This window comes from Pseudoduganella sp. UC29_71 (genome assembly GCF_042693265.1).
GTDB lineage: Bacteria > Pseudomonadota > Gammaproteobacteria > Burkholderiales > Burkholderiaceae_D > Rugamonas.
In genome coordinates this window covers 1,942,536-1,960,563 of the sequence record NZ_CP170549.1, presented here as the reverse complement: position 1 = coordinate 1,960,563, position 18,028 = coordinate 1,942,536, and the positions used below count along the sequence as shown (strand labels likewise).

The following is an 18,028-nucleotide window of genomic DNA, read 5'->3' as shown; positions in this document are numbered from 1 at the left end:
CCAGGTGTGGGTGTGGTTAGGCGGCCTGACGCTCGGCGGCAGCCAGGCGTTCGCGCAAGGCGGGTAAGACGTTTTCGCCGAAGCGGTAGGCTTCTTCGAGGTGCGGCACGGCCGAGAGCAGGAAGCTGGACACGCCTGCCGCTGCGTATTCGGCCAGCCGGTCCGTCACCTGCTCGAAGCTGCCGACCAGCGTGTCGTCGGCGTCGGCGTCGGCGTCGGCGGCGTCGGCGGCGGGTGCGGCACCGGCGCCTGCTGACTGGCTGCGGTAGATGGCCGCGTCGCGCTGGGCTTCTGCCTCGGTTTCGCGCGCCAGCACGTTGATGCGCAGGCCGATGGCAACTTGGCGGCCCGCTGCGGCGGCAAGCGCCGACAGGCGCGCGGCCTGTTCGCGCAGCGCTTCCGGCGGTGCGGCGTCGAACACATGGACGTCCGCCTGGCGCGCGGAGAGCGCGAACGCCTCGTCGCTGGTGCCGGACAGGTAGACCCTGGGCACCGGGTTATTGGCCAGCGTGCCCCGGAAACCACCCTCGCCCACTTCGAAGAACTTGCCCTTGAAGTTGAACGGCGCCGTGGTCAACACGCCGCGCGCGACGGTCAGGAATTCGTCGATGCGGGGTAGCACGTCGGCGTCTTCCGCGTAGTCGGCATGGCGGCGCCGTTCTTCGGCCGCGCCGCCGGGAGCGATCTGCCAGGCCAGGCGGCCGCCCGTGAAGCGCTGGAAGCTGGCGGCGTTCTTGGCGGCGTACACCGCCGATCCCCAGGCGGCTTCGAACTCGGTCACCAGCTTGATGCGGCGCGTGCCGCGCGCCACATAGCCGGCGACAATCCACGCTTCCTCGCCCTGCAGGTCGTGGCTGATGCGTACGCCATCGAAGCCGGACAGGTCAGCGGCGCGCGCCACCTGGTGCAGGTAGTCGTAATAGTTGAAGCGCTTGCCGCGCGGGTCGGACACGCCGTCGCTGTAGGGCGAGCCTGACAGGGCGTCGCGCTCGCCGCGCCGCGTGCGGGCGGCTTCGCCGTAGCGGCCATCGCCAGCGGTGGGCAGTTGCCAGATGAATTCTATGGTCATGTTTCAGCTCCTCGTGAGTTGTGGTGTCAGCCACTTACTCAACGCAGAAACCATGCCATGCCTGAAACGCGCTATTGCTCGCCGTGCGTGCTGCGCCTTGGACAGGCTGCTGATTGCGCAGCAGCCTGTGCTTGCGAATCTACAGCACGCCTGCCTTCTTCAGGTAAGTGCGCATGATGTTGCGGCTGATGTTCAGGCGCTTGGATGCGCGCACCTGGTTGCGGTCGGTGCTCTCGAACGCGGCCAGCGCAAGCTCGTGCTGCAGCGCTTCGAATTCGATGTTCTCGCCAGATGCCAGCAGCGCGCGCCATGCGGCGTGGAAGCGAGCCGTGGCAGTGTCCAATGCGTAACCGGCGCCGGGTCCAGGCGCTGCGGCGGCGGGCCATTGGGGCGGCGCGTGCGCGGCGGCGGCGGGCCATTGGGGCGGCGCGTGCGCGGCGGCGGCGGGCCATTGGGGCGGCGCGTGCGCGGCGGCGGCAGCGGGCCACTGTGGCGGCGCGTGTGTGGCGGCGGTGGCGGTAGCGGTAGCGGTGGTTGCATGGTGCGCCCCGTACGGCGAGCGCGCCTCGTCCAGCGGATGCGCCGGGCTGTGCTGCGGCTCGCGCGCTTCGCCGAGCGGCTCGTTGCGCGCCCAGCCACGCAGGCTCAGGTCGTAGGCCGTGACGGCGCCGTCATGGCTGACCAGCAGCGCGCGGTGGATCACGTTCTCCAACTCGCGGATATTGCCGGGCCACGGGTAGTCCAGCAAGGCGCGCTCTGCGTCCGGCGTAATCGACACGTCCGTCAAATGCAGGCGGCGCGCGTAGATCTGCAGGAAATGGCGCGTGAGCGGCATGATGTCGCCGGGCCGCTCGCGCAAGGGCCGAAGCGGCAGCGAGATCACCTGCAGCCGGTAATATAAGTCCTCCCTGAAGCGCCCTGCCCGCACGGCTTCGGCCAGGTCCACATTGGTGGCGGCAATCAGACGCACGTCGATCGGTATCGCCTTGCGCGCGCCCAGCCGCACCACTTCGCGCTCCTGCAGCACGCGCAGCAGCTTGACCTGCATCGGCAGCGGCAAATCGCCTATCTCGTCCAGGAACAGCGTACCGCCGCGCGCGGTTTCGAACCAGCCGGCCTTGGCCTGGTGCGCGCCGGTGAACGCGCCGCGCTCGTAGCCGAACAGTTCGCTCTCGATGAGCGTTTCCAGGAAGGCGCCGCAGTTCACGGCCACGAAGCTGGCGTCGCGCCGGCTGCTGTTGGCGTGCACATGGCGCGCGATCAGCTCCTTGCCGGTGCCGGTTTCCCCGGTGATCAGGACCGTGGCCTCGCTCGGCGCGATGCGCTCGATCAGCTGGTGCAGCTCGCGCGAACGCGGGTCGGCGAAGACGAAGGCGGTGGCGCGCACCAGCAAGCTCATTTTCTGAGCCTCGCGGAAAGCGACGAGCGGTTCCCCGTCGCTTTCCACTCCCTTGGCAAAGTGGGCGCTGCGCGCGAATTCGGATGTGAAGTGGTTGGCTAGTAGTTCCATGAATCGACTATAGCGCGCTGCCTAAGCCTAGTGAACGAATAGTGCCACGCTTGCTTATCCGGTTTTCAGATATCCCAGCTGGTCCTCGGTGGCGATTTCCTGCTGCGCGGCGGCGTAGGCGCCATAGAGTTCGGCGTAGGCGCCGCCCTGCGCGATCAGGTTGTCGTGGGTGCCCGCCTCCGCCAGCTCGCCGTTCCAGATGACGGCAATACGGTCCGCGTCCCGTATGGTGGCCAGCCGGTGCGCGATGATGATGGCGGTGCGGCCCTGGCACAGCCGCCGCAACGCGGCCTGGATGCGGCGCTCGGTGTGCAGGTCCACGGCGGACGTGGCCTCGTCCAGCACCAGCACGGCGGGATTGGCGAGGTAGGCGCGCACCAGGCACACCAGCTGCCGCTGGCCGTGACTGAGGAAGCCGCCCAGCGGCCCCACTTCGGTGCGGTAGCCCTGCGGCAGGCGTTCCAGCACCTCGTCCGCGCCCAGTTCGCGCACGGCGGCGACCAGGGCGCCGTCGCTGGCGTCCGGCGCCGCGAGCCGCAGGTTGTCGAGCACGGTGCCGGAGAACAGCACGTTGTCCTGCAAGACCACGCCGATCACCTTGCGCAGCTCCTGCTGGCGGTAGTGGCGCACGTCCACGCCGTCCACCAGCACCGCGCCGGACTGCACTTCGTACAGGCGCGCCAGCAGCTGCACCAGCGTGCTCTTGCCGTGCCCCGTGGGGCCAACGATGGCCAACACCTGCCCGGCCGGTATGTGCAGGTCCAGCGAACGTATTACCGCACGCGCGCCGGCCGGGTCGTAGGCGAAGCCGACGTTGGCGAACTCCACTTCGCCGCGCCGCGCGGGCTGCTGCGGCAAGGCCGGATCGCTGATCTCGGGCTCGGTGTCCAGCAGCAGGAAGATGCGCTGCGCGGAGGCCGCGCCGGACGAGTAGCGCTCGAACAGGTCGTTCAGCTCCTGCAGCGGGCCGAGGAACAGGTGCACGTAGAACAGGCTTTGCGCCAGCTGGCCCACGGTCATGCTGCCGTCGGCGATGCCGAAGCCGCCCGCCACCAGCAGCAAGCCCATGCCCAGGGTGCTCAGTACCTGCGTCAACGGCAGGAACCAGCTGGAGCGGATATTGCCGCTCACCAGGGTATGGTTGAAATGGCGCAGCAGGCCGAGATAGCGGCCGGCGTTCACGTCTTCATGCACCAGCTGCTTGATAAGGCGCACGCCGGACACGGTTTCCACCAGGTGGGCCGTGAAGCGCGCGCGGGCTTCGGCCACGCGCGCCCAGTTCTGCTGCGAGATGCGCTTGAACAGCCAGGTGGCACCAGCCAGCAGCGGCACCACGGCAGCCAGCGCGGCGAACAGGCGCGGCGAGATCAGCCACAGCGCCACGCCCGCCACCAGGCAGCGCAGCAGCGCAGACAGCAGCTCGGGCGGCCCTTGGATCAGCAGCGGTTCCAGCGCGTCCACGTCACGGTCGGCGCGCGAAATGATGCGGCCGGCCTTGGTCTGGTCGAAGTAGCGCACGCTGAGCGACTGCACATGGGCGTAGACGCGTACCCGCAGCGCGTTCAGGATGTGGATGGCCGCTCCGCCTGCGAAGTACTGGGACAGGCCGGACAGCAGGAAGCGCAGTATCCAGCTGAGCGCCAGCCCGGCCGCCATCCAGGCCAGCAAACGCGTATCGAGCAGTATGCCCGCCGCGGTGCGGATGAAGCCGTGGTCGATCACTTCGCGCAGGAACCAGGGACGCAGGAAGATCACGCCTACCAGCAGCGCTTCGAGCGCGATGACGGCGCCGATGCGGCCGCGCACCTGGCGCAGCAGCGGCAGCAGGCGCCAGAACATGCTGCGGTCCAGCGCCTTGCGCGCCAGCGCCTGTTCCAGCTCGATGTCGCTCAGGGCGGCCTGCCCGCGCAGATTATTTGCCATCGCCGCCTCCCAGCAGTTCGCGGTAGCCGGCGTGCGACGCCATCAGCGCCTGGTGGGTGCCTTGCGCGGCGATCCGGCCGCCAGCCAGCATGGCCACGCGGTCGGCCAGCAGGATGGTGGACAGCTTGCTGGCCACCATCAGCACCGTCACCGGGTAATCGCCGCTGGCGTGCAGGCGGCGGATGTTGTCCAGCACGCGGCGTTCGGTGAGCGCGTCCAGCGCGCTGGTGGCGTCGTCCAGCACCAGGATGGCGGGCCGCGCCAGCAGCGCGCGCGCCAGGCAGATGCGCTGCCGCTGGCCGCCGGACAGCGTCACGCCGCGCTCGCCGAGGCGGGTTTGCAGGCCGTGCTCCATGCCCTGCACCACTTCGGAGGCCGAGGCCCAGGCCAGCGCCTGCTCCAGTTCGGCGTCGGTGGCGTCGGGCTTGGCCAGGCGCAGGTTGGCCGCCAGCGTGTCCGAGAACAGGAAGCTTTCCTGCGGCACCACGTGGACTTTGCGGCGCAGCTGGCCCAGGTCCAGGCCGCGCAGGTCGCGCCAGCCGGCCCAAGGGGAGCCGATGCGCACGGCGCCCTGGTCCGGTTCCAGCAGGCGTGGCAGCAGGCCTGCCAGCGTGCTCTTGCCGGAACCGGTGGCGCCCACCAGCGCTACCACTTCACCCGGCGCCACCTCGAAGTCGCAGCCGGACAGGATTGCCGTGCTGCCGCCGGGTGCCGCGATGTCCACGCCGGTCAGGCGCAGGCCGAGCGCGCCTTCCGGCAAAGGGGCCACAAGGCCCGCCGAGCGCGCCACGGCGCCGTCCACGATACCGGGCCGCTCGTCCAGCAGCTCCCATATGCGCCCGGCCGACGAACGCGCGTCGGCGAAGATCTGCATTACGCGCCCGACGCCTTCGATGCGGAACACCAGCGTGTTCGCCACCAGCAGCGCGGCCACGATCTCGCCCACGTTCATGCGTCCTTGCTGCACCAAGTGGGCGCCGTAAGCCAGTATCCACACATGGCCCAGCGCGACCACGGCCTGCGGCAGCGGGATGTGCGAAGCGGAGTAGGCCAATGCCTGGCGCGCCAGGCGCACGAATTCGTCCACGTGGGCGCTGAATACGGCGATGCGGCGCTGTTCCAGGCCGAAGCCCTTGATGACGCGCACGCCGTTCACACCCTCGCTCAGTTCCTGGTTCACCTTGTCGTAGGCGGCGCCGGCGGCGCGGTCCAGGTGCACCAGCTTGCCGGTCTGCGCGACGAAGATGCCGATGCCGGCCAGTGTGAGCAGCAGCGGCGGCAGGCCGAGAAAGGGGTTGTACCAGCACAGCAGGCCGATGGAGGCGATCACCACCAGCGCGGTCTCGAACACCTGGCGCCAGAAGCTGATGAGGGCGTCGCGCACCTTGTCGGCGTCGCGCGTGGTACGGGTGACCAGTTCGCCGACGCCGTGGCGCCAGTGGTAGGCCAGATCCAGCCGCTGCACTTGCTGCAGGATGCGCTGGCGCAGGATGGTGAGCAGGTCCTGGCCGATGATGAGCGACATGACGCCGCCGCTGTACTGCAGCACGGCGCGTACGCCGGCCACGGCGAGCAGTGCCAGCAGCCAGTAGCGCGCCAGAGACCAGTCCAGCGTGCCGTCGGCCTGGCGCTGGACGGCGCGGCCGCTTTCCACGTCGTGCACGGCGCGGCCCACCAGCCATTGCTGCCATGCGAGGCTGAGATTGACGATGGTGAATAGCGTGGCGGTGAGCGCGAAGCGCCACGGCATCAGGCGGTAAAGGGCGAGGCAGCGCAACAGCGGCTGCCGGACGTTGGATGGCTTGGTCACTATGCTTTTCCTGGTGCGGAGTGAAATGGAGCTTCCTTATCCGCACGATCCGTGCCAGCGGCAGAGCGGGCGATTTCTCGGCTGGGGTGCGCCGGCGTGCGCAAAAGGCAGCAGCGCTGTGCAATTTTCAGCAGTGCTTGTTGATTCGGGCGGCGTGCAGGCGGTAGCATGGCGGCATGACGATTCCTTGCCCTCCCCTGGCCGTGCTGGCCGAAGCTGCCTTCCACAACGAACGCGTGGCGGCGCGCCGCCTGGCCGCCAGCGCTGGGCTGGACGAAACGCAAGCGCTGCTGCGCATCCTGGCGCAGTCCGCGCGCAAGCCGGGTGCTGCGGACGCTGCGAGCGCAGCGCGCGCGGTGGGCGCTACGGGCGAGGCGGAAGCGGTAGGCGAGGCGGAAGCGGCGGAAACGGTGAACGCGATGAACGCGATGAACGCGGTGGGCGGCGTGGACCTCGCTGGCGTGCATTCCCTGCTGGCGGCGCGGTCAAAGCTCAAGCAGGAGGACGCGGAGCGCCGCGAGGCCAAGGCGGCGGCGCGTGCGCAGAAGCTAGCGGGCAGGCAGGCGCGCCTGGCGCCGCAGGCGGGCGTTTGGCAGGCGTGGTTCGACGGCTCGGCGCATCCGAACCCGGGCCGGCTGGGCATCGGCGCGCTATTGCTTGGGCCTGAGGGACAGCGGGTCGAGATCAGCCGGCGCGCGGGGCACGGCAACAGCGGCGAGGCGGAGTATCTGGCCCTGGAAGCGCTGCTGGAGGCGGCCGTCGCCGCGCGGCCGCCGCTGCTGGCGGTTTACGGCGACAGCCAGGTGGTGATCGGCGACGTGGCGACCGGCTCGGCGGCAAGGCCGGGCGCCGGTGCGAAGGGACTGGAAGCGCACCGAGAGCGAGTGCTCGGGCTGCTGGCGAAGCTGGGGGCAACGGGCGACGTCACCCTGCAATGGGTGCCGCGCCACCGCAACGGCGAGGCGGACCGCCTGTCGCAACAGGCGATCGCCTCATGGGCCGGCGCCGACTAGCGCAGCGCGGGCCTGGCGCTGGCCGCGCCGGACAAGCGCAGCGCGAGCGCCTTGCCGCCGGTGCCGGTCAGCGCAGCGCGAGCTTGGTGCTGGCCGGCGCGCGGGCGCCGGAGGGGCGGCCTGCTGCCGGGCCGGCCGCGCCGCCGACCTGGAACACGCTGACCACTTGCGCAAGCTGCGCCGCCTGATGCTGCATCGATTCGGCGGCGGCGGCGGATTGCTCCACCAGCGCGGCGTTCTGCTGCGTCACCTGGTCCATCTCGCCGATGGCCTTGTACACTTCGTCGATGCCGGCGCTCTGCTCTTTGCTGGCGGTAGTGATCTCGGTGATGATGGTGCTCACGCGATGCACGCTGGACACGATGTCCTCCATGGTCGAACCCGCGTCGGCCACCAGCTTGCTGCCCTGGTTCACCTTGTCCACCGAATCGCCGATCAGCTCCTTGATCTCCTTGGCGGCAGCGGCCGAGCGCTGCGCGAGGGTACGCACCTCGCTGGCCACGACGGCGAACCCGCGTCCCTGCTCGCCGGCGCGCGCCGCTTCCACGGCCGCGTTCAAGGCCAGGATATTGGTCTGGAAAGCGATACCATCGATGACGGAAATGATGTCCACGATCTTGCGCGAGGCGGCATTGATGGCCTCCATCGTGCCCACCACTTCGGCCACCACGGCGCCGCCCTTGACCGCCACGCCAGCCGCCGCGCTGGCCAGCTCGCTGGCCTGGTGCGCATTGCTGGCGTTGTTCTTCACGGTCGCGGTCAGCTCTTCCATCGACGCCGCCGTCTCCTCCAGCGAGCCGGCCTGCTGCTCGGTGCGGGACGACAGGTCCTGGTTGCCCGCCGCAATCTCGGTGGACGAGGTTTCGATCTGCGCGGTGCCGCTGCGCACCTGCAGCACGATGTTGAGCAGCGCGCTGTTCATGTCCTGCAGCGCCAGCAGCAGCTGGCCGGTTTCGTCGCTGCCGCTGACGGTAATGCGCCCGGTCAGGTCGCCCGTGGCCACGCGGCGCGCCGCCTCCAGCGCCTGCCCCAGCGGACGCGTGATGCCGGTGGTGAGCAGCCAGGAGCACACCACGCCGAAGGCCAGCACCAGCACAGTGAGCGCTATCAGCAGCGTGCGGCTGGCCTCCGCGCCGGTCTCGATCTGCACCGCAATGGCGTCGATCTTGCTGCGCTGGAGCTTGAGCAGCTCGGCCATCAGGCCCTGGTAGGCGGCGGCGCCCGGCGCGAACACGTTATTGAAATGCGCCTCGGCCTCTTCCAGCGCGCCGTCGGCCTTCAGCTTGGCCACCTTGTCGCGCGAGGACAGGTAAATCTTGCGCTGCTCGCCGATGCGGGCGAACAGCTCCTTCTCGTCGTCGCCGATCAGCGCTTCGACCTTCTTCTGCAGCTCGGCCGAGATGGCGCTGGACTTCTTCGCTTCGTCGGCGAAATAGGCCGCCAGCGAGGGGTCGCTGCTGCGGGCGATGGCCGTGGTGCGGCGAATCGCGCTGTCGATCTTGCTCGACCAGTCGCTGATCATGCGCTCTTTCGCCAGCGGCGCCTCCATCATCGCGCGCGTGGCGCTGGCCACCGCGTGCAGACGCCAGATGGAAATGCCGGTAATGGCCACCGACAGGGCCAGGATGATGGCAAAGCCCAGTGCCAGGCGCTTGCCGATGCTGATGCGGGTCAGGACGCTCACGCCGGCGCTCAGGCGGCCAGCGCCGTGTCGAGCAGGCCCATGTCGGCGCTCGTCATCAGGCGGTCGATGTCCACCAGGATCAGCATACGCTCGTCGATGGTGCCCAGGCCGACGATGTATTCGGTGTTCAGGGTGGAGGTGATCTCCGGGGCCGGCTTGACCTGTTCGGGGGTCAGTATGGTCACGTCCGACACGCTGTCGACCACCATGCCCACCACGCGGTGGCCGATGTTCAGGATGATGACGACGGTGAACTGGTTGTAGGTCGGCTCGCCCACGTTGAACTTGATGCGCATGTCCACGATCGGCACGATCAGGCCGCGCAGGTTGATCACGCCTTTGACGAATTCCGGCGCGCTGGCGATGCGGGTGGGCGCCTCGTAGCTGCGGATCTCGCTGACTTTCTGGATGTCGATGCCGTATTCTTCCTGGCCCAGGGTGAAGGCGAGGTATTCGGCGGCGGCCGCGACATTGGCGGTGGAAATGGCGTCGGTGGACATAGGTTCCTCTCAAAAAGAGCCGCAATGTTACCGTAAGTCAAGAATTCTCGCAGCAAATAAATGCATCAGAGCAATAGTCAGCAAGCAAACTGCTATGGCCTTCTTGTCAATTCAATGCCACAATCACAGGGCAACAGCAGCCCGCCCCAAGGAGAAGAATGAATACGTTGTTAAGTAGCTGGCACCCGCGCCTGGTGGCGCTGGCCACCGCTGGCGCCGCCGATGACGGCGCGCACGATACCAACCATCTGCACCGCGTGTGGCGCAACGCCACCTTGCTGATGGACGATTACCCGGAAGCGGACGCGCTGGTGGTGCTGGCGGCCTGCTATCTGCACGACCTGGTGAACCTGCCCAAGAACTCCCCGGACCGCCACCTGGCCTCGCGCCAGGCCGCCCGCCTGGCCAGCCGCCAGCTTGCCGAACTGGGCTTCCCGTCGGAGAAACTGGCCGCCACCGCGCACGCCATTGAAACCCACAGCTTCTCGGCCGGCATCCAGCCCGAAACCATCGAAGCGAAGATCGTGCAGGACGCCGACCGCCTCGACGCGCTGGGTGCGGTCGGCCTGGCGCGCATGTTCTACACGGCCGGACGCATGGGCTGCGCGCTGGCGCACGCGGACGACCCGATGGCGCTGCACCGCGAGCTGGACGACAAGGCCTATTCGCTCGACCATATCGACGTCAAGCTGGCCACCCTGCCCGGCAAGATGCAGACGGCCGCCGGGCGCCGCCTGGGCCAGAGCCGCCTGGCCGAGCTGATCGCCTTCCGCGACAGCTTCATCGCCGAATGGGCCGCCAGCCCCGCCACGCCGTAGCAAACGCTATCACTTAGTCCTGCCCTTAGTCCTGCCTATGACCAGCCAAAGCGAAACCGCCCCCCTGTCCACCACCTCCAACGGCAACCTCAAATTCGTGCTGGTGTGCGTCTTCATCGACATGCTGGGCATCGGCCTGGTGGTGCCGGTGCTGCCCATCCTGGTCGGCGAGTTTGTCCACACGCGCGACGCGCAGGCGCTGTGGTACGGCATCATGGGGGCGGTGTTCGGGCTGATGCAGTTCCTGTGCATGCCCATGCTGGGCGCGGTGTCGGACCGCGTGGGACGGCGGCCGGTGCTGCTCTATTCCATGGCCGGCATGTGCATCAACTTCCTGTCCACGGCCTGGGCGCCCAACCTGGCCTGCATGTTCATCGGCCGCGTGATCGGCGGCGCCTCCTCGGCCAGCATGTCGGTGGCCTCGGCCTACGCGTCCGACATTTCCACGCACGAGAACCGCGCCAAGAGCTTCGGCAAGATCGGCGCGGCCTTCGGCCTGGGCTTCATCGCCGGCCCCATGCTGGGCGGCCTGCTGGGCAGCATCGACCTGCACCTGCCGTTCTACGTGGCGGCGGGCCTGTCGGCGGCCAATTTCATCTACGGCTATTTCTTCGTGCCCGAATCGCTGCCCGAGGCGCGCCGCTCCAAGTTCAAGCTGACCCGCGTCAATCCGCTCGACGGCCTGTTCAAGCTGGCGCGCCGCGAGGACATCCGCGGCCTGATCATCGCCTTCGCGCTGATGACCTGCGCGCAGATGATGCTGCAGTCCACCTGGGTGCTGTACACCCACTTCCGCTTCGACTGGAGCCCCGGCCAGAACGGCGCCGCGCTGTTCTGCGTGGGCATGGCGGCGGCCGTGGTGCAGGCCGGGCTGCTGGGCGTGTTCATCAAGTGGTTCGGCGAGGTGCGGCTCACGCTGATCGGGCTGGCCTCGGGCTGCATCACCTACACGCTGTACGGCCTGGCCACGCAGGGCTGGATGATGTACCTGTTCATCTGCTGCAACCTGATGGCTTTTGCGGCCGGGCCTGCGCTGCAGGGCATCATTTCCAAGGCCACCGACGCGGGGCGCCAGGGTGAGTTGATGGGGTCTTTGCAGTCGATCAGCAGCATCGGCATCATCTTCATGCCGCTGCTGGGCAGCGCCATCCTGGGCGAAGTGAGCCACCTGCCGGCCAACGACTGGCGCATCGGCAGCAGCTTTTTCGTGTGCGCGGCCATGCAGGCGGTGGCCATCCTGGTGGCGCGGCACTACTTCCGCACGCATGACATGAAGCAGCAGAGCAGCCCTGCGGTGCAGCCATGATGCTGCGCTGGGGTTGCACGGCGGCGACGGCGGCGGCCGCGCTGATGGCTGCGGCGACAGCCCGCGCCGAGTGTTCGCGCGAGATTGCCGTGCCGGTGGCGCCCATCGGCGTGAGCATCGTCATCACGGGCGGCACGGTGTCCGGCATCTATCCGGACGTGCTGCGCGCGGCCAGCCAGAAAATCGGCTGCCAGCTGGTCTTCTCCGCGGTACCGCGCGCGCGCCAGGAAGTGCTGTTCGAGATGGGCAAGGCCGACCTGCTGCTGCCCGCCTCGCGTACGCCGGCGCGCGACCAGCTCGGCACCTTCATTCCCCTGCTCGGCCACCGCGCCACGCTCATATCCCTGGCCGGGCCGCGCCCTGCGCTCACCAGCGCGCAGGAGCTGCTGGACCGGCGCGAGCTGCGGGTAGCGGTGGTGCGCGGTTTCGACTACGGCGAGCCTTATCAGGCGCTGATCAAGGAGCTGGCCAAGCAGGGACGCCTGTTCCAGGAGGTTGATGCGGTGGCGGTGGCGCGGCTGATGCAGTCCGGGACCATCGACGTCACCATCATGGGGCCGACCACGCTGGCCGGCGCGGTGATGCGCGACGCGCGCCTGGCGGGCGTGCTGGACAAGCTGCGCGTCGAGCCGATACCGGAGCTGCCGTGGAGCGTGAGCGGCATCTACGTGTCGCGCCGCTCGCTCAAGCCGGAAGACCAGGCGGCCATGCTGGACATGATGGAGGGGGTGGCCAAGTCCAACGCCGTCATGGAGGCCTTCCAGCGCGTCCACCGCGCCGACATTCTCGCCGAAAGCGTGCGCCCGCGCTAGGCGCAGGGCTGCCCACGCCGAACGCCTGCGCCGCGCATGTCCGGGCTGGTTGTCGCCGTCATCCTGTTTGCAGCGCTGCTGCATGCGGGCTGGAACGCGCTGGTCAAGGCGGGCAAGGACGCGTTCTTCACTTCGGTGCTGGTGGTATCGGGCGCCGGCGCGATTTCGCTGGCGGCGCTGCCCTTCCTGCCGGCGCCCGCACCGGCCAGCTGGCCCATGCTCGCCGCCACCACGGCCATCCACTATTTCTATTTCGGCCTGATGGCGGCGGCCTACCGGCACGGCGATATGAGCCTGGCCTATCCGCTGATGCGCGGCAGCGCCCCGCTGCTGGTCGCCCTGGCCAGCGCGCCGCTGCTGGGCGAGCAGCTCACAGCGAAGCAATACGCAGCCGTGGCCTGCATCAGCGCCGGCATCTTCAGCATGGCCCTCGCGTACCGGAGGCCGGACGCCGCTGCGGGCGGCGCACAGCCGCGCCACGGGCGCGCGGTGGCGTACGCGCTGCTGAACGCCTGCGTCATCGCGTGCTACACGCTGGTCGATGGCGTCGGCGCGCGGCGCTCGGGGGCACCCGTGGCTTACACGATGTGGCTGTTCGTCTTCGCGGCCGCCGGCCTGCTGGCCTGGACGCTGCTGCGGCGGCGCGCCGAGTTCCGGGCCTACGCGACGGCTTACTGGCGCGCCGCGGCGCTGGGAGGCGCCGGCACGCTGGGTTCCTACGCGCTGTCGCTGTGGGCGATGACGATGGCGCCCGTGGCGGCCGTGGCGGCGCTGCGCGAAACCGCCATCCTGTTCGCCGCTGCCATCGCTGTCATCTTCCTGCGCGAGAAAATCACCCCGCAGCGCTACGCAGCCATCGCCCTCATCGCCTGCGGCGCAGCGCTGATGCGCTACGCTTGAGAGAGATCCACGTCCGCCGGCTGCTCGATGGCGAACAGTATGGCACGCGCAATCGCGTCGGGCCCGATGGCCACCTTGCGGAACTCATTCATCTCCGCCCTGCCCCGCTCGTCCGAGATACTGTCCGCCAGCTCGGACTCCGTAACGCCCGGCGATATCAGGGTCACCCGGATATCGCCGCCCACCTCCTGCCGCAAGCCCTCGGTAATGGCCGCCACCGCAAACTTGGTGGCGCAGTACACTGCCGCCGTCGGGCTCACCGCGTGCGCGCCGGCCGCCGCGATATTGATGATCTGCCCCGACCGCCGCACCTGCATCAGCGGCAGCGCCGCCGCAATGCCGTACAGGACCCCGCGCACGTTCACGTCTATCATGCGGTCCCACTCCTTCAGCTTGAGCGCGTCGAGGCGCGACAGCGGCATCACGCCCGCGTTATTGATCATCACATCCACGCGGCCATGCTGCCTGTGCGCGGCCAGCACGAAAGTCTGCACGTCGTCCGCGTCCGTCACGTCCAGTGCGTGAAAATCCGCCGAGCCGCCGGCCGCGCGGATCTGCGCCGCCAGCAGTTCCAGCCGGTCGGTGCGGCGCGCGCCCAGCACCACATGCATGCCGCGTGCCGCCAGCAGGCGCGCCGTCGCCTCGCCGATGCCGCTGCTCGCGCCGGTGATCAGCACCACTTTCTGATTGTCCTGTCGCGCCATGATGTGCCCTCCAAAGCTGTTCGTCGATAGCATGCAGTGTAGGCAAGCGGCGCTCCCGCGTGAATGCCGGAAGATACAAAGCTATTGCCTAATCCTCCAATCCTGCAGATGAACATGGCGAATGGTGGCATAATCCCTGCACGAACCTACTAGACACAAGACACCCATGCCAAGCTCGCAAGAACGCATGACGGCGCTGCTGAACCGCCTCGCGCCGTCCGAAGGCGCCACCCTGTCCGCGCTGGACGGCGTGAAATTCATGCGCGTGAACCGGCCCGTTCCGCGCACGCCGGTGCTGTACGAGCCGTGCATCGTCATCGTCTGCTCCGGGCGCAAGCGCGGCTACCTGGGCGGCGAGTCCTATGTGTACGACGCGCAGCAATTCCTGGTGATGTCCGTGCCGCTGCCCTTCGAAGGCGAGACCGAAATCGCCAGCGAGGCCGAGCCCATGCTGGCCGTGTCGCTCCGCATCGACCTGAAAATGGCGGCGGAGCTGATGCTGGCGGTGGAGCAGTCCGGCGCCGCCATCGCGGCCGAACCGAAAGGCATCATCTCGTCGCCGATGGACGCCAAGCTGTGCGATGCCGTGCTGCGCCTGCTGGAGGCACTCACGTCGCCGCTGGAGACGCAGCTGCTGGCGCCCGGCGTGATGCGCGAGATCCTGTACCGTGTGCTGACCGGCGTGCAAGGCGGCTCGCTGCGCGCCGCGCTGGCGCACCAAAGCCACTTCGGCAAGATCGGCAAGGCGCTGCGCCGCATTCATGCGGACGTGAGCAGCCAGATCGACGTGGCTACGCTGGCGGGCGAAGCCGGCATGAGCGTGGCGGCCTTCCACGCCAACTTCAAGGCCGTCACGCAAACCTCGCCCATCCAATATCTGAAAACCACCCGGCTGCACAAGGCGCGCCTGCTGATGGTGCAGGACGGCCTGAGCGCAGCCAGCGCGTCGGCGCGGGTAGGCTATGAAAGCAGCTCGCAGTTCAGCCGCGAGTTCAAACGCTTCTTCGGCCGCACGCCCACCGACGAGGCGCGCGAAATGCGCACCCTGCTCAGCCAGATGCCGGCCGAGCGCGGCGCGCCCTACATCACCGTGCAATAGACGGCGCCTCGGCCAGCCGGCGCCTCAGCCAGCCGCGCCGGACGCCGCCGGCGCTGCAGCCAGGTCGAAGGGCAGATTGCGTATCGGCTTGCCGGTCAGCCGCGCGATCGCGTTGGCGAAGGCTGGCGCCAGCGGCGGCAGGCCGGGCTCGCCGATGCCGGTGGGCGGCTCGGCGCTGGGAACGATATGCACCGCGAAGCCGGGCGTATCGGTCATGCGCGCCACGGTGAAATCGCCGAAATTGCTCTGTTCAACCACCCCGTCCTTCAGCGTGATAGCCTCGCCGGGCAGGCACATCGACAAGCCCATCACCGCCGCGCCCTGCACTTGCGCCTCGATGCTGCGCGGGTTCACGGCCAGATTGCAGTGCACGCCGGCCGTCACCTGGTGCAGCCTGGGCTGCCCGCCCTTCACCGATGCCTCCACCACGTACGCCACCACGGTGCTGAACGACTCGTGCACCGCCACGCCCCAGGCGCGGCCGGCAGGCAGGCGCCGCTTGCCGTAGCCGCTCTTGTCCACCGCCAGCTGCAGCGCGGCGCGGTGGCGCGCATGTTTATCGCCGAACAGCTTCATGCGGTAGGCTACCGGATCCTGCCGGGTAGCGCGCGCGATCTCGTCAACCAGGGTCTCCATCACGAAGGCAGTATGGTTGGAGCCCACGCTGCGCCACCACAGCACAGGCACATTCACCTTGGGATGGTGCACGGTCAGGCGCATCGGGAAGGGATAAGGATCGCGCATGCCCTCGGTGGCGGTGCCGTCGATGCCATCCTTGACCTGGAAGGCTTCGAACACCGAGCCGGTGGTGATGGACTGGCCCACCAGCGCGTGGTCCCAGGCCAGCACCTTGCCCTGCGCATCAAAGCCGATGCTGGCGCGGTGCAAATGCATGGGCCGGTAGTAGCCGCCGCGTATGTCGTCCTCGCGGCTCCACACGGTGCGCACGGGGGCGTCCACGCCGGCGGCGCGCGCGGCCTTGGCGATCTCGCAAGCCTCCACCACGAAGTCGCTGTTCGGATTGGCGCGCCGGCCGAAGCCGCCGCCCGCCATCGCAACGTGCATGGTTACCTGCTCGGGCTTGATGCCCAGCACCCGCGCCGCAGCGGCGCTGTCCACGCCGTGGAACTGCGTGCCCAGCCACAGCTGCACGCCGCCCTGTTCCAGCTTGACGGTGCAGTTCAGCGGCTCCATGGGCGCGTGCGCCAGATAGGGAAACACGAATTCGGCCTCGATCTTCATCGGCGCGCCTGTCAGCGGCGCCATGTCCGCGTCGAACTTGCGCGGCCCGGTCTGGGCCGCCAGTTCGCGGTACTGGGCCAGCTGGCGGGCGCTGTCCACCTTTTCCACGCCATCCGTGTTCCATTCCAGCTTGAGCGCGTCGCGGCCCTGCCTGGCGGCCCAGTAGCCGTCCGCCAGCACCGCCACGCCTTCGGCGCCACGGTCCAGCGGCACGCGCAGCACCGCGCGCACGCCCTTGATGGCGCGCGCCGCGCTATCGTCCAGCGACGCCACGCGCGCACCGAACACCGGTGGACGCGCCACCACGGCCGTCAACTGGCCCGGCAGGCGCGTATCGATGCCGAAGTGCTGCCTGCCGCTGCTCTTGGCGCCCGCGTCGAGCCGCCCGGTGGGCTGGCCGATGATGCGGAAGTCTTTCGCGTCTTTCAGCTTCACGCTTTGCGGCACCGGCAGCGCGGCCGCCGCCTCCGCCAGTTCGCCGTAGGCCAGCTTGCGTCCGTCCGGCGCCAGCACGGCCCCAGCGCGCGTGCTCAGGCTGGCCGCGTCCACGTTCCAGCGCTGCGCCGCCGCAGCCAGCAGCATGGCGCGGGCGCGCGCGCCCAGTTCGCGGTACTGCGTGAAGCTGTTCTTGACCGAGTTCGAGCCGCCCGTGAGGTGCATGCCGAACATGGGGTCCACGTAGGCCGGGTCGTTCGAACCGAGCTCGCTGCGCACCAGCTTCCAGTCCGCGTCCAGTTCTTCGGCCAGTATCATCGGCAGCGCGGTCTGCACGCCCTGGCCGAATTCCAGCCGGTTCACGGTGACAGTGACCACGCCGCTGGGTGCGATCTGCACAAAAGCGAGCGGTTGCTCGGTGGCCTTGAGCGCGGCGGGCGCCTGCGCGGAGGCCAGGTGCGGGAAGGCGCCCAGCGCCAGCCCGGACACGCCCAGCATTTTCAGGAAGGCGCGGCGCGGCGGCTCTGCGGCGTCGGCGCCCGCACTGCGCGCCAGCATGTTTTGCAGGGCGCGCGGCAGCTGGCTATGGTCGATTGGATGCAGCATGATGGTTCCTTCAGGCGAGAGTGCGGGCGGCGTCCGCGATGGCGGCGCGGATGCGGGCATAGGTGCCGCAGCGGCAGATATTGCCGGCCATGGCGGATTCGATTTCGGCCACGTTGGGCTGTTTGCCGCGCGGGAGCGACTTGAGGAAGGCGGTGGCGCTCATGATCTGGCCGGCCGCATTGCGCCACATCGTGCTTGACCCAGGCCGCCTGCACGGCCGCGCCGACGCGGTCGCTGCCGTCGGTGGCGGATTCGATCGTGGTGATTTTCTTGCCTTCGGCGGCGGAGATCGGCGTGATGCAGGAGCGGATGGCCTGGCCGTCCAGGTGCACGGTGCAGGCGCCGCACAGCGCCGCGCCGCAGCCGAATTTGGTGCCGGTCAGGCCCAGGGTGTCGCGCAGCGCCCAGAGGATGGGCGTGGCGGGATCGTCTTCGAGGGCGTGCTGGCGGCCGTTGACAGTAAGCGTGGTCATGGTGGGCGGAACTCCTGGTGAAATGGACCAGTGCAGTATGCCCCCGGCCACCTCGATGCCGTTTGCCGCTTCCGACCGTTATCTTGCCTGATTCAACGAGTTTTCATCGAAGCCGGCGCTCACG

14 protein-coding genes and 1 pseudogene are annotated in these 18,028 nt (G+C 68.7%); 6 read left to right on the top strand and 9 right to left on the bottom strand.

The genetic code is table 11. From position 1 onward, the window contains the following. Positions 1-16 precede the first annotated feature (16 nt). The 4 genes from ACFJI2_RS08655 to ACFJI2_RS08640 all read right to left on the bottom strand — a co-directional run bounded on the left by ACFJI2_RS08655 (position 17) and on the right by ACFJI2_RS08640 (position 6,312). Positions 17-1,069, bottom strand: a complete 1,053-nt coding sequence (locus tag ACFJI2_RS08655) for an LLM class flavin-dependent oxidoreductase (RefSeq protein ID WP_377704628.1) — start codon at positions 1,067-1,069, stop codon at positions 17-19. Between the two features lie 139 nt (positions 1,070-1,208). Continuing rightward, positions 1,209-2,468, bottom strand: coding sequence for a sigma-54 interaction domain-containing protein (locus ACFJI2_RS08650; RefSeq protein WP_377704627.1), 1,260 nt, complete (start codon positions 2,466-2,468; stop codon positions 1,209-1,211). Positions 2,469-2,633: 165 nt separating this feature from the next. Then, positions 2,634-4,502 (bottom strand): ABC transporter ATP-binding protein, encoded by a 1,869-nt coding sequence (locus tag ACFJI2_RS08645; RefSeq protein ID WP_377704626.1) that lies wholly within the window; start codon positions 4,500-4,502, stop codon positions 2,634-2,636. Continuing rightward, complete coding sequence (locus tag ACFJI2_RS08640; protein ID WP_377704625.1) at positions 4,492-6,312, bottom strand: ABC transporter ATP-binding protein; 1,821 nt, start codon at positions 6,310-6,312, stop codon at positions 4,492-4,494. Before ACFJI2_RS08640 ends, ACFJI2_RS08645 begins: the two co-directional genes overlap by 11 nt. Before the next feature lie 176 nt (positions 6,313-6,488). On the opposite strand from ACFJI2_RS08640, the gene ACFJI2_RS08635 reads away from it, so the two are divergent. Further along, positions 6,489-7,325, top strand: coding sequence for a reverse transcriptase-like protein (locus ACFJI2_RS08635; protein ID WP_377704624.1), 837 nt, complete (start codon positions 6,489-6,491; stop codon positions 7,323-7,325). A 67-nt stretch (positions 7,326-7,392) separates the two neighbouring features. On the opposite strand, the gene ACFJI2_RS08630 is transcribed toward ACFJI2_RS08635, so the two are convergent. Both ACFJI2_RS08630 and ACFJI2_RS08625 read right to left on the bottom strand, forming a co-directional pair. Beyond that, entirely contained in the window at positions 7,393-9,009 is a 1,617-nt protein-coding gene (locus ACFJI2_RS08630; protein WP_377704623.1) for a methyl-accepting chemotaxis protein, read from the bottom strand. An 8-nt stretch (positions 9,010-9,017) separates the two neighbouring features. After that, positions 9,018-9,509, bottom strand: coding sequence for a chemotaxis protein CheW (locus tag ACFJI2_RS08625; protein WP_107872175.1), 492 nt, complete (start codon positions 9,507-9,509; stop codon positions 9,018-9,020). Between the two features lie 158 nt (positions 9,510-9,667). On the opposite strand from ACFJI2_RS08625, the gene ACFJI2_RS08620 reads away from it, so the two are divergent. The 4 genes from ACFJI2_RS08620 to ACFJI2_RS08605 are packed head-to-tail and all read left to right on the top strand — an operon-like array spanning position 9,668 to position 13,345. Continuing rightward, positions 9,668-10,327: an HD domain-containing protein gene (locus ACFJI2_RS08620; protein ID WP_107872172.1), complete on the top strand. Its 660-nt coding sequence runs from the start codon at positions 9,668-9,670 to the stop codon at positions 10,325-10,327. A 37-nt stretch (positions 10,328-10,364) separates the two neighbouring features. Beyond that, entirely contained in the window at positions 10,365-11,633 is a 1,269-nt protein-coding gene (locus ACFJI2_RS08615) for a TCR/Tet family MFS transporter (RefSeq protein WP_377704622.1), read from the top strand. After that, entirely contained in the window at positions 11,630-12,445 is an 816-nt protein-coding gene (locus ACFJI2_RS08610; protein WP_377704621.1) for a substrate-binding periplasmic protein, read from the top strand. The genes ACFJI2_RS08615 and ACFJI2_RS08610 overlap by 4 nt, the downstream gene beginning before the upstream one ends. A 36-nt stretch (positions 12,446-12,481) precedes the next feature. Next, entirely contained in the window at positions 12,482-13,345 is an 864-nt protein-coding gene (locus ACFJI2_RS08605) for an EamA family transporter (protein WP_377704620.1), read from the top strand. Here the strand turns inward: ACFJI2_RS08605 and ACFJI2_RS08600 are convergent. Continuing rightward, positions 13,336-14,049: an SDR family oxidoreductase gene (locus ACFJI2_RS08600; protein WP_377704619.1), complete on the bottom strand. Its 714-nt coding sequence runs from the start codon at positions 14,047-14,049 to the stop codon at positions 13,336-13,338. The two genes, ACFJI2_RS08605 and ACFJI2_RS08600, sit on opposite strands and share 10 nt — an antisense overlap. A gap of 166 nt (positions 14,050-14,215) precedes the next feature. Here ACFJI2_RS08600 and ACFJI2_RS08595 point away from each other — a divergent pair, with 166 nt between their 5' ends. Further along, positions 14,216-15,148 (top strand): AraC family transcriptional regulator, encoded by a 933-nt coding sequence (locus tag ACFJI2_RS08595; RefSeq protein ID WP_377704618.1) that lies wholly within the window; start codon positions 14,216-14,218, stop codon positions 15,146-15,148. A gap of 24 nt (positions 15,149-15,172) precedes the next feature. Here the strand turns inward: ACFJI2_RS08595 and ACFJI2_RS08590 are convergent, their stop codons facing one another. Together ACFJI2_RS08590 and ACFJI2_RS08585 are read right to left on the bottom strand one after the other, a co-directional pair. After that, a complete protein-coding gene (locus ACFJI2_RS08590) occupies positions 15,173-17,431 on the bottom strand; it encodes a molybdopterin cofactor-binding domain-containing protein (protein WP_377704617.1) in 2,259 nt (752 codons plus the stop codon). Between the two features lie 10 nt (positions 17,432-17,441). Next, positions 17,442-17,904, bottom strand: a pseudogene (locus tag ACFJI2_RS08585) ((2Fe-2S)-binding protein). Positions 17,905-18,028 lie beyond the last annotated feature (124 nt).

What these genes read in the sequence shown, in the direction of transcription:
- ACFJI2_RS08655 (WP_377704628.1), bottom strand. Translation starts at nt 1,069, where the DNA reads ATGACCATAGAATTCATCTGGCAACTGCCCACCGCTGGCGATGGCCGC.
- ACFJI2_RS08650 (WP_377704627.1), bottom strand. Translation starts at nt 2,468, where the DNA reads ATGAGCTTGCTGGTGCGCGCCACCGCCTTCGTCTTCGCCGACCCGCGT.
- ACFJI2_RS08645 (WP_377704626.1), bottom strand. Translation starts at nt 4,502, where the DNA reads ATGGCAAATAATCTGCGCGGGCAGGCCGCCCTGAGCGACATCGAGCTG.
- ACFJI2_RS08635 (WP_377704624.1), top strand. Translation starts at nt 6,489, where the DNA reads ATGACGATTCCTTGCCCTCCCCTGGCCGTGCTGGCCGAAGCTGCCTTC.
- ACFJI2_RS08625 (WP_107872175.1), bottom strand. Translation starts at nt 9,509, where the DNA reads ATGTCCACCGACGCCATTTCCACCGCCAATGTCGCGGCCGCCGCCGAA.
- ACFJI2_RS08620 (WP_107872172.1), top strand. Translation starts at nt 9,668, where the DNA reads ATGAATACGTTGTTAAGTAGCTGGCACCCGCGCCTGGTGGCGCTGGCC.
- ACFJI2_RS08615 (WP_377704622.1), top strand. Translation starts at nt 10,365, where the DNA reads ATGACCAGCCAAAGCGAAACCGCCCCCCTGTCCACCACCTCCAACGGC.
- ACFJI2_RS08610 (WP_377704621.1), top strand. Translation starts at nt 11,630, where the DNA reads ATGATGCTGCGCTGGGGTTGCACGGCGGCGACGGCGGCGGCCGCGCTG.
- ACFJI2_RS08605 (WP_377704620.1), top strand. Translation starts at nt 12,482, where the DNA reads ATGTCCGGGCTGGTTGTCGCCGTCATCCTGTTTGCAGCGCTGCTGCAT.
- ACFJI2_RS08600 (WP_377704619.1), bottom strand. Translation starts at nt 14,049, where the DNA reads ATGGCGCGACAGGACAATCAGAAAGTGGTGCTGATCACCGGCGCGAGC.
- ACFJI2_RS08595 (WP_377704618.1), top strand. Translation starts at nt 14,216, where the DNA reads ATGCCAAGCTCGCAAGAACGCATGACGGCGCTGCTGAACCGCCTCGCG.
- ACFJI2_RS08590 (WP_377704617.1), bottom strand. Translation starts at nt 17,431, where the DNA reads ATGCTGCATCCAATCGACCATAGCCAGCTGCCGCGCGCCCTGCAAAAC.